Annotated in this window: 11 protein-coding genes and 1 tRNA gene; 2 read left to right on the top strand and 10 right to left on the bottom strand. The window is 34.3% G+C overall.

Annotated elements, in window-relative coordinates; all coding sequences use genetic code 11:
* Positions 1–76: 76 nt before the first annotated feature.
* Genes EL194_RS04510 through EL194_RS04490 form a run of 5 tightly spaced genes read right to left on the bottom strand, consistent with a single transcriptional unit; the run spans position 77 to position 5469 of the window.
* Positions 77–1027, bottom strand: a complete 951-nt coding sequence (locus EL194_RS04510) for a hypothetical protein (protein WP_003775769.1) — start codon at positions 1025–1027, stop codon at positions 77–79.
* A gap of 8 nt (positions 1028–1035) precedes the next feature.
* Positions 1036–2553: an MBOAT family O-acyltransferase gene (locus tag EL194_RS04505; protein ID WP_003775771.1), complete on the bottom strand. Its 1518-nt coding sequence runs from the start codon at positions 2551–2553 to the stop codon at positions 1036–1038.
* Positions 2553–2783, bottom strand: coding sequence for an acyl carrier protein (locus EL194_RS04500; protein ID WP_003775773.1), 231 nt, complete (start codon positions 2781–2783; stop codon positions 2553–2555). The genes EL194_RS04505 and EL194_RS04500 overlap by 1 nt, the downstream gene beginning before the upstream one ends.
* A 2-nt stretch (positions 2784–2785) precedes the next feature.
* Complete coding sequence (locus EL194_RS04495; RefSeq protein ID WP_003775775.1) at positions 2786–3958, bottom strand: alanine racemase; 1173 nt, start codon at positions 3956–3958, stop codon at positions 2786–2788.
* Positions 3955–5469, bottom strand: a complete 1515-nt coding sequence (locus EL194_RS04490; protein ID WP_034886863.1) for an amino acid adenylation domain-containing protein — start codon at positions 5467–5469, stop codon at positions 3955–3957. Before EL194_RS04490 ends, EL194_RS04495 begins: the two co-directional genes overlap by 4 nt.
* Before the next feature lie 135 nt (positions 5470–5604).
* Between EL194_RS04490 and EL194_RS04485 the strand changes: the two genes are divergently transcribed.
* Together EL194_RS04485 and EL194_RS04480 are read left to right on the top strand one after the other, a co-directional pair.
* The gene (locus EL194_RS04485; protein ID WP_003775777.1) at positions 5605–6144 is read left to right on the top strand and encodes a 4'-phosphopantetheinyl transferase family protein; all 540 of its coding nucleotides are present in this window, start codon (positions 5605–5607) and stop codon (positions 6142–6144) included.
* A 91-nt stretch (positions 6145–6235) separates the two neighbouring features.
* Positions 6236–7021, top strand: coding sequence for an aspartate dehydrogenase domain-containing protein (locus tag EL194_RS04480; protein ID WP_003775778.1), 786 nt, complete (start codon positions 6236–6238; stop codon positions 7019–7021).
* A gap of 51 nt (positions 7022–7072) precedes the next feature.
* Here EL194_RS04480 and EL194_RS04475 read toward each other — a convergent pair whose 3' ends face one another.
* From EL194_RS04475 to EL194_RS04455, 5 genes are all read right to left on the bottom strand, one after another.
* On the bottom strand, positions 7073–8308 hold the full coding sequence (locus EL194_RS04475) for an ABC transporter permease (RefSeq protein ID WP_003775779.1): 1236 nt from the start codon (positions 8306–8308) through the stop codon (positions 7073–7075).
* Positions 8301–9209 carry an ABC transporter ATP-binding protein gene (locus tag EL194_RS04470; RefSeq protein WP_003775780.1) on the bottom strand — a complete coding sequence of 303 codons (909 nt, stop codon included), beginning with the start codon at positions 9207–9209 and terminating at the stop codon, positions 8301–8303. Before EL194_RS04470 ends, EL194_RS04475 begins: the two co-directional genes overlap by 8 nt.
* A gap of 161 nt (positions 9210–9370) precedes the next feature.
* Positions 9371–12472 carry an InlB B-repeat-containing protein gene (locus EL194_RS04465; RefSeq protein ID WP_034886864.1) on the bottom strand — a complete coding sequence of 1034 codons (3102 nt, stop codon included), beginning with the start codon at positions 12470–12472 and terminating at the stop codon, positions 9371–9373.
* Positions 12473–13216: 744 nt separating this feature from the next.
* Positions 13217–13291 (bottom strand) — tRNA-Gln (locus EL194_RS04460).
* 148 nt (positions 13292–13439) lie between these two features.
* Positions 13440–13742 (bottom strand): hypothetical protein, encoded by a 303-nt coding sequence (locus EL194_RS04455; RefSeq protein ID WP_003775783.1) that lies wholly within the window; start codon positions 13740–13742, stop codon positions 13440–13442.
* Positions 13743–13760: the final 18 nt, after the last annotated feature.

Below are 13760 nucleotides of genomic sequence, written 5' to 3'. Positions count from 1 at the left end.
TTATATGTCGCTTTTACTATACTTTGTGTGTTATTTAAGAAATTTTAAGATTTAGTGCATCTTTGTTTCATTGAGCTTAGGGATTAATCTGTTGAATAAACGCATCAAAATCTTTCTTCCATAAGTCTTGTTCCGCTTCAGTGTATTCACTTTTAATTTGATAATTTTGTCCGACATATTCAACGAGACGTTTTGTTACTTTTTCTGCACCCTTAATATTCAAATGATCACCTTTATCGTAGGTATCCTCTTGCCAATTAATGCCCATAGAATCGGCTTCTAAGTTCAGATCTAAAAACGGAATTTGATTTTCTTTTGCATAGTTACTTACTCCATTGTGTTTTTCGTAACTCCAATTTCTTGGAGATGGGACACTAACAAGAAGCAATTGAATATTATGTTCTTTACATAAAGAAACGATTTCATCAAGGTAATGGCGATTTAGAGTCGGAATTTCGCGCTCTTCTAATGTCTTGTGCATATACGGTCCACCTTCATATGCATTTTCTTTACGATTAATGCGCCACCCCTTCAGAGGATTTCGCTTAATCTCAACACTTTGTGCTTTTTGAAGCGATAAAATCTGCTTCCAATTATCATGGTAATTCAAAATTGGAAAGACATTCGCCAACGTATTTGTCATCGATTTGTCCACAAGATTCGCAAGTCCTCCAATATTGGTATAAACTTGATTTGTTTCTAAAACAATCAATTTCGGATTTTGCTTTTGAATAATATGATTTATTGTCTTATGACCATCTGCTAAATTTTGAGATGCGACTGCAATATTGTACGATTTAATACCGAGTTTTTCCCAAAATCGCATTGGCATGAAAGATGTAAATGATTCACTATCACCCGTGAAAAGCATATCAAGACGATTGGTATCTTCCGCAAAAATGCCGTTAAATGCTGTACTGTTTCCTTTGGCAAATTGGTCGATTTCATAGGGAGCAAAAAGAGGTGTTATTGTAAATAATATAGCAATAAAACCAAGGGTAAACAAAATTGATCTAATTATTTTCATAAGACCTCCTAAAAGTTTGCATAAATGAGTTCTACGATGGCATAACCATAACCATAAGCCCCAAAGATGACTAAGAACAACATCGCAGCATAATAAAACGGAATACGAAGGTAACTTTTCCACTGCGCAATTCGACTTCTTATTTGGATATGATTTTCTTTAAGAAAACCGACAACAACCATGATGGTAAAGCCAATTAAAATAATTCCAAAATCGTGAATGTCCATACCTTTATTTAAAAGCGATCCATCCACAATTTGATTCACATTAAAATCTTGAATCATCTTTATAAACATCGACAATGCCTTTGATAATCCGTGAGAACGAAATAACATCATTCCAACATTAACAATTACCATAGTTCGTACCCATCTAAATCCATCTAGTATTCTACTTTCGCGATTAATCTTTGTTTTATGAAAAAAACCAGAGAAAATCGGTTCGAGAATCATTCCCAATGCAATGATTACAAAATAATACATACCATAGGCTAGGTATTGCCACTGTGCTCCATGCCAAAGTCCATTGCATATCCAGACTAATAAGAGGGCACCTAATGTCGGTACCAAGCGACTATATCTTTTACCAATTTTTGCTTTAAGTGATTTTGTAAGTTTGCGGTTAAACTTTGATAATGATATTGGATAAAAAATATAATCTTTGAAGAAACCACCCAGCGTCATATGCCAGCGTCTCCAGAACTCAGATGCACTTCTTGAAAAGAACGGCTGGTTAAAGTTTTCCGGAAGTTTCACTCCAAATATTTCAGCACTTCCTAAAACAATATCCATCGTACCCGAGAATTCTGAATAAAGTTGAAGCGTATATGCAAGAATCGCAATCAAAATTACGACACCTCCATTTGTGTCTACATTCTTAAATACTGAACCCACGAAAGGATCAAGACGATCGGCAATTACGATTTTTTTAATAAGACCCCAGAGTATTCTTTGTAATCCAAACGTTAGCGAAGAATATGTAATTGCCTCACCAGCACTAAGCTGTGGAATAACCTGATCATATCGTGCTATCGGACCTTCAATAATCGTTGGAAAAAATGATAGATATAGTAATATTTTAAGCGGATTTTGTTCTGCTTTTGTTTTTCCCATTTTCACATCCACAAGATAACTTATTGCTTGTAATGAAAAAAATGAAACACCGATTGGTTGAATAAACTTTCGATATGGAATGGTTAATTCGAATCCCTTTATGACAGAATTAAGATTTTCTCCGATAAAGTTGTAATATTTGAAGACCGTCAAAATCCCTAATGGAATGAGAATACCAAGACACAGTAGGAATCTTTTATACTTTTGTTTCGATTGAGATAAGCCTAGCCCAATGACATAAGTTGATAGACTAATAAGCAGCAAATACACAATTAATTTTGAGCTCATTAAGAGATAAAAAGTAATGCTTCCAAGAAGCATTACTAAGTACCGATATTTTTTATTGCACAATTGATACGCAATCATTACAATCGGTAAAAACAGGAAGAGATAAATATAATTATGATATGCCATTAGTTTTCACCGCTAAGACGACTTACCATTTCCCACATATTCTTGAGTGTATTAAAATTATTCGGTTTGATTTCATCATACGGAATTTCAATGTCAAAGGAATCTTCCAATTCCGCAACCAATGTGAGGATTGAAAACGAATCAAGAATTCGTTTATCTACAAGCTCATTTTCTTTTTCATAATCGATGTTCGGTTTAATATCCTCTAAAATTTCAAGTAATTTATTCATGTTTATTTCTCCTTAACTGAATTCAGTCTATCTATTTCAATTGTATCTCTAATGATCTCAATACCGGTTTGTTTACGGTATAGGTTTACTTGTGGAAGATCTCTACTTAGGAATAAGCTAATTCCTTCAGTAATGCTGTAGGCTCCTACATTTTTAAATGCCACAACATCATTTAATGCGAGTGGTGTTTCGTAATCTTTTATCAAAACATCTGCTACGGTACATAAAGAACCACACAAATTCCACTGAGCATGTAATTCTGGAGATTTTTCCATATCTACACGTTCAATACTAGGACACTTCATTCCTAGAAACTGACCGTAATAACTTACATGATGAATGCCGCCATCTAAAATCGCATAATGCTTCATGTCGTTTGTTTTTATATCTACAACACGCGTCAAGTATGTACCACACGCCGCAACAATTATTCGTCCCATTTCTAAAACAATTGTTCCATCATAATTGAGACTTCTCAGAACGGAACTAAATTCAGAAACAGAAAGTGTTGGTTTGTCTGATTCGAAGTATTGTACACCCAATCCTGGTCCAAACTCTAAACACGGTAGACTTATTTGATAACGACTTCTCAATGTCTCAATATATGATTTTAACGATTCGATTTCTCCTAGAACTTTGTTTAGCTTATGCTTTTGTGTTCCTGAATAAAGCTGAATTCCATGCCACTTTATAAACCGGTACCGATTTGTTTGATCCAATACCCGTTCAATTTCGGAAGCATCCATACCAAATTGGTTCCCACTCGTGAGTCGTAAGATTACGTTTATCTGTTTTTGATACTCAGTTGATAAATCGTTGAGTAATTCCAGTTGTTTCATTGACTCGACGGTATAGATGGGTTGCTCTTCCATCTGTATAATCTCCCTGATATCTTCAGAATTTTTATAAACCCCAGAAAGAATAATTTTTAGATTAGAAATATTATTCCTTTGACAAATTCGGTATTCTCCGGGAGAGCATACTTCAAATGAATCCACCATTTTGTCGAGAATACCAACTAAAAACGGATTGGCTTTCATTGCATAACATAACTTTGTATTATTCGGTAATGATGCCTTGATTTCTTTGACATGTTCTTCTAAAAAATCAACATCGAAGATATAACATGGTGTTTTGAGTTCATTGTTAGATGTACACAGTTCTTTCAGATTCATACTTGTATCCCTACTTCCGATTTTAAGAGTTGACGATCTATTTTCCCATTTTTTGTTAAGGGCATCTGATGCACCTGTATAAATGTATTTGGAATCATATAATGTGGTAGCTTTGTTTCAAGATATGAAATAAGCGCCTTCACATCGAGATTACCGTGATAGATGCCATAGATTTTATATTTTTTTTCATGATATATACAACAGGCTCTAGAAACATTTGGGTGCTCCTCGATTTTACGTTCGATTTCTTCTAGCTCAATTCGATGACCCATATGCTTTATTTGAAAATCTTTACGACCTCTAATACATAATTCACCATTTTTGTTATAGTATCCTAAATCCCCAGTACGATAAATGATGTCTCGATAATATGGATTCAACGGGTTTTGAACAAATACTCGATCAGTTTGTACTTGGTTATTAAAATATCCTAGCGCTAAACTCAAACCTCCAACACAAATTTCCCCAAGCATCTCCGAATCTTTGACAAGCTCATCTTTTTCATTTAGTAGAAATACTTCATCATCATAAAACGGAATGCCAATTGGAAGTTCCTCAGCATATTCTCGTTGGGATTCCAAAACATAGTAAGTACAATTACATGTGATTTCAGTTGGTCCATATAGATTTACAAACTCAGTGTTTGGACAGGCTTCACGCCATTTTTCTAAATGTTTAATGGGCATACGTTCTCCACTGAACATAATTTGTCTCAACTGACTTGGTTTCCGATAGGATAGACCCTTTAATTGACTCACTAGACATAACGCTGATACAGCCCACGTTAGTACAGTTGCTTTCGATTCACAAATAAAGTCCAACAAGGTTACAGGATTTGTAAAATAAGATTTAGGTATTAACACTAAGGTAGAACCTTTCATAATCGAACTATAAATATCCTTAACCGAAACATCAAAATCAAAAGGCGCCTGATTCGCAATAACATCGTGTGAAGAAAAACGAAACTTATCTGTAAAATCGCGAATAAATCGGATTACAGATTGATGTGAAACAACAACACCCTTCGGATTGCCTGTGGATCCTGATGTAAAAAGGATGTAGAGTGGATTTGTCGATATATGCGATGACAATCGATTCTCTATCAGTGAATCCTCTGATTTTCCACAAAACACTGTTTTAATATTTATAAATTTAATGTTTGGACCAAATTTTTCAATACGATCTTTTTGATCATCATCGCCAATAATACAATTCGTTTTTAATGTTTTTAGAATTGAAATGATACGCTCGTTAGGTTGTGATGGATCTATGATTACGTAAGGACAGCATGCATAGGCTGTACCAAACATTAAAGAAAGTGTATCAATCCCTTTCTCCTTAAAAATAACAATCGGTTTATTCATTTCAAATTGATTTATAAACCATGTTGCCGCGATACGAGCCTTATTATTCAGATTTTCATAAGTTATTGTCTGATTTGGTTCAATGACTGCAACTTTATCTGGATAACGTTCTGCACTTAATTCGAGATGCTTTAATATATGATTCATCATAAAACTCCTTTTATTTCGTGCCAATTATAACATTCGCTTTCTTAACACAATCTTAAGAACGACTTATAGATTCTTAAGTGCACAAAAAATACACAACAATAATGCTATGCTTGCATTAATAAGGAGGACTCTATGGAAAATCACGTAATTATCTATCAAACAAAAGAGCCCAAACTTCATACCCTTGATGCTTGTATTCAAGATTTTACGAAACGATACAAACTCGATAACACTTGGTATCTTTATAAAACAGCAAATGGAAAACCTATTATCCTAAACAATGATTTTTACTATAGTAAAACTATTACTGCGGCATTTTCCACCTACGCATTCAGTCTGAATCCAATTAGTATTGACATCCAAAAATTCGAAGAGAATATAGACTTCTTGAAAATCGCAAATCGGTTTTACCATCACAAAGAAGCTGAGTATGTAAAACATCACGGCATCCAAAGTTTCTACGAAATCTGGTGTCTTAAAGAGTGTTATATAAAATTTTTTGATCTTCGTATCGAAAAAGATTTTCAACATTTTTCTGTACTGGAACTTTTAGAAAATAGAGTGAAGAATCTTTTCTATACACCACTACCAATAAATAGTGAGTACTATGGTTCCTTATTAACAGAGACACCCACTACTTTTGAATTTGTTTCCATCAAAACAAATGACTAAACAAAGACCTCCCGAAACAAAATCTTTATAAACCGGTTCACTTGAAGAAATATATGTTAAGATACTTATATAAATTAGGAAAGGAATTATTATGAAAAAATTAAAATTAGCGTTAATTGGGCCAGGATTTCTCAACGATATCGTAGCTCAAGCTTGGGTAGATGGTTATCTTCCTGAATATGAACTTGTTGGAGTATTAGGTCGAAACCCAATTCGTACCGCTGCATTCGCAAACTACTATGGTTGTAAAGCATGTTCAACAATTGATGAACTAATGGCACTTGAGCCAGACTATACATCGGAAGCAGCTTCTGTAAAATCAGTTGTTGACTACACTGAAACAGTACTACGTTCCGGTTCAAATCTAGTTGTCTTATCAATTGGAGCATTTGCTGATGCGACATTTTATAATCACGTACAAGAAGTTGCGCGTGAGACAGGTAAAAAAGTTCATATCGCAAGTGGAGCAGTAGGAGGATTTGATATTTTACGTACTGCTACTCTCATGAGTCCTGTAAACGTAAAAATGACAGGAATGAAATCCCCTCGTGCATTAGTACATACATCACTAAATCGCGAAGGATTAATTGATACTCAAGAACCTGTTGAAGTATTCTCAGGTACAACAAAAGAAGCAATTGCTGCATTACCAACACACGTTAACGTTTCTGTAGCTATTGCACTTGCAAGTGCTGGACCAGAAAACACAACCCTTAAGATTAATGCAATTCCAGGTTACGTTGGTGATGAGCACCGTATCATGCTTGAAGGCGAAGAAATTAAAACAGATTTAAAAATCTATAGCCGCACAAGTCGCGTCGCAGGCTGGAGTATCGTAGCCGTGCTTCAAAACATCGTTGCACCGATCGTATTCTAGATTATACAAATATCTTAGAAATTACAAAGCAAAAAAAATAACTCATGAGAGTTATTTTTTTGCTTTTATAATATCTTTTATTTTTAATTTATTTCCATAATTTAAAGATCCGAATCGGTAAATATAAACCGAAATCTTCGCAATCACTAATGTTGATAAAATCATAATCGCCATTGATATCACAATTTCAATCCAATTAACCGAAGTTAACATGAAGCGAATCGGCATTGTAAATAATGAGACGAACGGTACATAAGAGCTAATAATTGTTAATTGACTATCTGGTGCACTTAAACTACTTGAAGCGATAAAGAACGCAATCACAAACAAGACTGTAATTGGTGTTGTCGCAGAACTTACATCTTCCACTTTAGAAATCAAGGATCCCAATGCTGCAAATATATACAGATATAGAATATAACCCGCAACTGAGAACACGAAATATACAAGTGCCGTAGACACCGTTAGTGAACCTTGTACCATCATCAAAATATCAGGATCATAGTTTACTTTGTTAAGCATAAAACCGATAAATACGGATAATAAAATCGTACCTACCTGAAGTAATCCAACAGCACCCATCGCAAACACTTTCCCTAAAATAAGAACTTTCGGATCTGTACTTGTAATGAGTAACTCCATAGTTCTACTGTCTTTTTCACGTGCAACCGATGTTGCTACAGATTGACCAAAGAATAGAATCAACATATACATCGCAAACAGAATGACATACGCAATAAAGAAACCTTGAGATGAATCTTTTCCGATCGCCTCAATCTCAGATGTAATTGACACATTCATTGCATTACGTGCATCCGAGACATCGATATTACTTCCTTTAAAATTCTCGTCTATTGCCATTGTTTTTAAAGTATCCTCGATAATGCTATCCTCAAAACCGAACATATCCTTATCAATTGTTAGAACTTTATAAGATGTACTATTGTAAACAATATATCCTTTTTTAATTTCTTTATTAAGAAGAGCAGTCTTCATATTGTCTTCAGAATCAAATTGTTTAAGGTGATCCAGTCCAAGAAGCACTGTAAACTTCTCTTTATCGACTGAATTATCTTCAAAAATAAATCCCCATTCATTTCGTTCCTCTGGGACAACTTCACTTGTCTGTGTCTCATCTGATTTTTCATCCATAAACACAGATTGAATTGTTGGCACTGATGTCATCAACAACACTGCAATACATAAAATTAGAGTCGTTACTTTAACACTACGTTTCCGCAACATTTCTAAAAATTCAAATTTAAAAACCGTTTTGAGTTTATTCATGATGATCTCCTACCTTTGCTACAAAAATATCTTGAAGACTTGGTTCATAATCGGACAAGAGTTTCAAATCAATATCAGATTCAATGATAGATGTCATCCACGATTTCTTTGATAATTCTTTTGATAAGGAAACAATAACCGATTTTTCATCCGATTCAACTGAAACCAAATCAGTACGTAATTTCTCCATTAATTCCTTCGTATCATAATTACGTGCTTGTATACGAATTTTATCTTTACCAAGTTCCTTTTTAATTGAATTAAGGGATCCATTTAGAACTATTGACCCTTCATTAATAATCGCAATGTCATCACAAAACGTTTCAACATAGCTCATTTGGTGACTTGAGAAGATGATGATCTTATCATCTGCAATATAATCTGTTAATGCATCTTGAAATACTTGAGAATTAACAGGATCTAATCCACTAAAAGGTTCATCTAAAATTAAGATATCTGGATCATTTAGAAATGCTTGAGTGATTTGTACTTTTTGTTGATTCCCTTTTGATAAGGTTTCTAATTTTCGACCGAGATACTCTTCAATCTTAAATTGTTTTGCCCAGTAAGCCACAGAAGTCATCGCTTCATCACGTGTGGCACCTCGAAGCATTGCAAAGTAAACAAGTTGATCAATAACCTTTGTTTTCGAATACATACCACGTTCTTCAGGTAGATAGCCTATCCGGTAATCTTCAGGATTGAATGGTTTTCCATCCATCGTAATAGAACCTGAATTCGACTTGAAAACATTCATCAAAATTCGAATTGATGTTGTTTTCCCAGCACCATTACGTCCAAGATAACCAAAAATTTGGCCACTATTAACTTCAAAAGAAATATCTTTAAGAACATGATGTTCGTCAAAAAACTTATTGATTTGATTAAATTCTAATTTCATAACTTTCTCCTTCTCACTTTAAAAATATTCTATCACATGAAAAAGCATTGAGTATGATGCTGTTCTGAATAGACAGATTTCATACCCAAACGACAGATTCACAGTTAGACTAAAAAAAGCTTAGCATCTTGAATGCTAAGCTTCTAATAAATCAAGGCTAACTAAGCTTCTTCTTGTTTACGTTTTTTAACAAGTACCAAACCGAGACCAATTAAAGTAAGACTTGCAATTACTGCAACATTACTTTCAGATACCCCTGTTTGAGGTAAATCTGTTTGATTATTTTCGCCTGGTTTTGTTGGATCTACTGGTTTTGTTGGATCTACTGGTTTTGTTGGATCTACTGGTTTCGTTGGATCTACTGGTTTTGCAGTTTTATTCCATTGTGCAAATAAACTAACATCCCCAGTTACTTCAATTGAATCGCCAGGAGCATAATTTTTACCTTTTCCATCAGTTTGAGTATTCCAACCAATGAAATCAAATCCTTCTTTAACTAAGTTATATGAACCCATAACGATGATTTTCTCACCTTTTTCATAAGGATGTGAATCAATCGGTGCATTTCCGGAAGTATTGCCGTTTCCATCATATACAACAGTGTATGTATCTACAACAACAATTAATTTTTTCCATTGTGCATAAAGTGTAACATCCTCGTTAACAGTCATTGTACCACTTACTGTGTCACCTTTTCCATTAGCTTGGGTGTTCCATCCAACAAATTCATAACCGTCTTTGATAAGATCTCCAGCTCCAAGAATTGTTGCCGTGTTACCTTTTTCATATTCTTTTGTGTCAACAGGTGCTGTTCCAGATGTATTTTCATTACCTTTATAAGTAACTGTGAATTTTTCTGTAACTGGAGGAACATCCTCTTCCCATTGCGCATAAAGATCTACATTCTGAGTCATTGTAATATTCGCATCTTTTGCATAACCAGTTCCTGTTCCATTAGCGAGTGTATTCCACCCAACGAAAATCCAACCATCTTTAACTAATGATGATTGATCAAGAACTGTTGCTTGTTCGTTTGTTTCATAGGTATTGGTATCTGCTGGCTCAATACCATCCGTATTTCCATTACCATGATATGTAACAGTGAAAGCATCGCTTGCACGCCATACAGCGTATAAACGTAGACTGTCATCTTCAACTTTTACAGGTTTACGTGTGTTAAAGTCTGAATCTGGAGTTGTTGCATCCTTATCTTTTGACCAACCCATAAACTTGTATCCTGCACGTTCTGGACGGATACTATCTTCTGCTTGTTCTTCTTTAATAGAATCTGCAAAGGTTACATCATAGTATGATACAACTTTCGAAGAAGTATCTTTTTCATAGTATGTTTCACCCTCATAGTCATTCATTTCTTCTAAGTTAAAACTACCACCATTAGCATCATAGTTAATCCAAAGGATTTCTACAGCACCAATATCGGCTAAACGTTTTTTACCACGTTGATCGTATCCATCAGTATTTCCTCCGCGGAATGCGTCATCAGCTGGACCTTCTGGTTTAATTGCGATTGTAGGAATAATTTCTCCTTCAATCCCTGCAACTAATTCCGATTGATCACGACTCAGACCTACATTTTTATAACCAAAGATATCTTTCTTTGCCTGAGCAGCAAGTTCGACTGTAGTTTGGTCAACATTAAGGATATTACCTTTTAAGTTTGATGTAGATAGAGTATTTGAAACATCTTTATATTTTGCTTTTGGTTCAATAACTCCATTTACATATACTTTATTTCCTAAGAAAAGCGTTCCTTTGTAGTCAATTGGTGCAGTCGCAAACAAACCTGCACCACTTAACGAAATTGCACCACCTCTATAATCGATGGTTGAATCTGCATTCCCTGCAATATTATCCACGAATGTAGAACCCGAAAGAGTGTTCGTCATCTTCGAAGAACCACCGTTTTTAAAGTACATGATAGCACCACCAGGTAAATTCGCACCATCGGTACCACCTGCTTTATTGCCATAGAATGTACTGTTGTGGATGTTTGTTGTTAATCCAGGGTTACCAGTACCTTGGAATAAGATTGCACCACCATCATCTTTTGCTTCATTGTAAGCAAAGGTTGTTTGGTCAATATCTACGGTTGCACCATCACGGCCATCAAAGATATAAATTGCACCACCATCATAGGTTTCAGAATGGCCATCGCCACCAGCTTTATTTCCTTTGAAATAACTTTGTTTGATGGTCATATTTCCACGGAAGTAATGGAATGCAATTGCCCCACCACCGCCGCCAAATACTCCGGTGTTAACGGAATCATTATGATTACCACTAAATACAGTATTTTCAATGCTTATATTGCCATAGAAAAATTTGCTACCAATTGCTCCTGAACTATACCCTCCAGTTTTTCCGGTATTGTTCGAGATAGTACTATTTGTGATATTAATCGTTCCTCCGCTGTTTTCAGCAATTTGAATCGCTGAACCTCCAACTCTACCAAGGTTATTAGAGATAAGTACTCCATCGATATTAAAGTCTGTTCCTGCTTTTATATCTGCATGAATCGGAGTTCCATCGTTATTTGTAAATGTAGCATTAGTTAAATTAACAATCCCTACTTGGTTATTAATACGTAATAAATTACCTGTATGACCTGATCCATCCATGATTAAATTTTTAATCGTGATTGTTTTATTGTTTTCGGTAACAATTTCAAGCGTCGAATTTTTCAACGTCACATTATTTGCATCAAAGACGATATTTGCATTAGGTGCTTTAAGTGTAATATCTTCAGCAACAAAATCAGTTGCTAATGTAATTACGTCACCTTCAAGAGCTCCTGCAAATGCAGCTTCTAATTCAGTTTTGTTTTTAATCGCTCCAAGATTATATTTAACTGCTTTAACCTTTTTAGCGTCATCTTTAGTTGCTTCTTTTACAGTTTCTTCTGTTTTTTCAACTTCTTCAACATCTGTAGAACCTTCTACTGTTTCTTCTGTTTTTGTTTCGTCAGAAGTCGTTTCCTCAACTGTTTCAACGATTTCTTTTTTTTCCACTTCTACTACTTGTTCTGACTCTTCAGAATCTTCACCTTCTGTAGTTTCGTTTTCTTCTACAACTTCTGTGGTTTCTTCTTGCTTTTGATCAGTTGGCTCTGTTACTACAACGGAATCTTCTGAAATAAATTCAGTATCTTCATTTGCAAACGCAACTTGAGCGGTTCCCACGCCGAGCATAAGACATAACACGATTACCAATGATTTTTTAGCATAAGTACTTTGTTTTTTCATACCCTTACCTCCATGCATTCATTATATTTTCATCTTCTTCAAAAAAATTTAAGATGTCACTAATCTACATCTTAATGTTATAAATAATATATAGTTTATGAAATATAACACACGCATATATTCTTCCAATATGGTTGAAAAATAACAAAAAGATGAGTATTTGTGCGTAATAATACTCATCTTTCATTCGTTAACCCAATTTATTTTTTGTTTGTTTTCTTAATACTTCTAATCCTGCCATACCCAATCCTAATCAAAGAAAAAACCACAAAAATTTACTCCCTTATTTGGTGATATTTGTTGTATATTACTTTCCGTCCCGGACACAACTTAATTTTAATAGTAAACGTATTATTACAGATTTAAAACAATTTAGTTATTTGCTTACGATGTAATCGAATCCATTAGACACCGCCTGCTATAATCTAACTCTATGTGTTTTATCTCATTCAATCGATTTATATGAATCCATCTATATAATTAACATTTACTACATATTAGATATAATTTGATTTCTAAAAACACAATTCTAAATTGCCTACCCTTCCACACCCTTCTCTAAAAGACAATTTGAAAATATCATCCTTCTTATGTATTGATAAATAACTCATCATTATGAACAACATGGGTAATATTAAACGAAAGCATACAAGAAGATTTATACTTTACACTTGATTTAAAGGATCATACGTCTTAATAAAGAAAAAAAAACAAACAATAAAATTGTTTGTTTGATTATCATATTGGCTGGGCCACCTGGGATCGAACCAGGGAATGTCACAGTCAAAGTGTGATGCCTTACCGCTTGGCTATGGCCCAATATCTTTCGTGTTTGCTTGTTTATTATAGCATAACACGTAGGCAATGCAAGGGGTAAAATGCATTTTTTTGCATAATTATCATTCTTTCAAATATTCAATTCTAAATGTGATTTTCGTTCACGAATCATCGCCCAAATAACTGCATATTATCGTACTACATAATTATATACAATAAGAACCAACATTGGTAATACGATAAAAAACATATCTGTTGAAACACTTATTAACTCTTGGCGTTGCTTTTTATGATTACTATTTGGATTTTTCTTCTCTTTACTCCCAATAATCACATTACCAAGTCCAACCAGCACAATCCCTAATAAAACTAACGACGCCAAAAATTCTAACATCGCATAAAAATCGAAAGGTAAAATAAAGCTTAATCCGTAAGTAATTGCAGAAAGAATTAAACCCAATGCTATATAGATAATATTTTTATACTCTTTCATAGTTTCTCCTTATATATA

This window comes from Erysipelothrix rhusiopathiae, assembly GCF_900637845.1.
GTDB classification, from domain to species: domain Bacteria; phylum Bacillota_I; class Bacilli_A; order Erysipelotrichales; family Erysipelotrichaceae; genus Erysipelothrix; species Erysipelothrix rhusiopathiae.
The sequence above is the reverse complement of the archived record's forward strand: the minus strand, read 5'-3'. Positions and strand labels throughout refer to the sequence as shown.

What these genes read in the sequence shown, in the direction of transcription:
- EL194_RS04495 (WP_003775775.1), bottom strand. Translation starts at nt 3,958, where the DNA reads ATGAATCTGAAAGAACTGTGTACATCTAACAATGAACTCAAAACACCA.
- EL194_RS04470 (WP_003775780.1), bottom strand. Translation starts at nt 9,209, where the DNA reads ATGAAATTAGAATTTAATCAAATCAATAAGTTTTTTGACGAACATCAT.
- EL194_RS04510 (WP_003775769.1), bottom strand. Translation starts at nt 1,027, where the DNA reads ATGAAAATAATTAGATCAATTTTGTTTACCCTTGGTTTTATTGCTATA.
- EL194_RS04465 (WP_034886864.1), bottom strand. Translation starts at nt 12,472, where the DNA reads ATGAAAAAACAAAGTACTTATGCTAAAAAATCATTGGTAATCGTGTTA.
- EL194_RS04455 (WP_003775783.1), bottom strand. Translation starts at nt 13,742, where the DNA reads ATGAAAGAGTATAAAAATATTATCTATATAGCATTGGGTTTAATTCTT.
- EL194_RS04500 (WP_003775773.1), bottom strand. Translation starts at nt 2,783, where the DNA reads ATGAATAAATTACTTGAAATTTTAGAGGATATTAAACCGAACATCGAT.
- EL194_RS04490 (WP_034886863.1), bottom strand. Translation starts at nt 5,469, where the DNA reads ATGAATCATATATTAAAGCATCTCGAATTAAGTGCAGAACGTTATCCA.
- EL194_RS04485 (WP_003775777.1), top strand. Translation starts at nt 5,605, where the DNA reads ATGGAAAATCACGTAATTATCTATCAAACAAAAGAGCCCAAACTTCAT.
- EL194_RS04505 (WP_003775771.1), bottom strand. Translation starts at nt 2,553, where the DNA reads ATGGCATATCATAATTATATTTATCTCTTCCTGTTTTTACCGATTGTA.
- EL194_RS04475 (WP_003775779.1), bottom strand. Translation starts at nt 8,308, where the DNA reads ATGAATAAACTCAAAACGGTTTTTAAATTTGAATTTTTAGAAATGTTG.
- EL194_RS04480 (WP_003775778.1), top strand. Translation starts at nt 6,236, where the DNA reads ATGAAAAAATTAAAATTAGCGTTAATTGGGCCAGGATTTCTCAACGAT.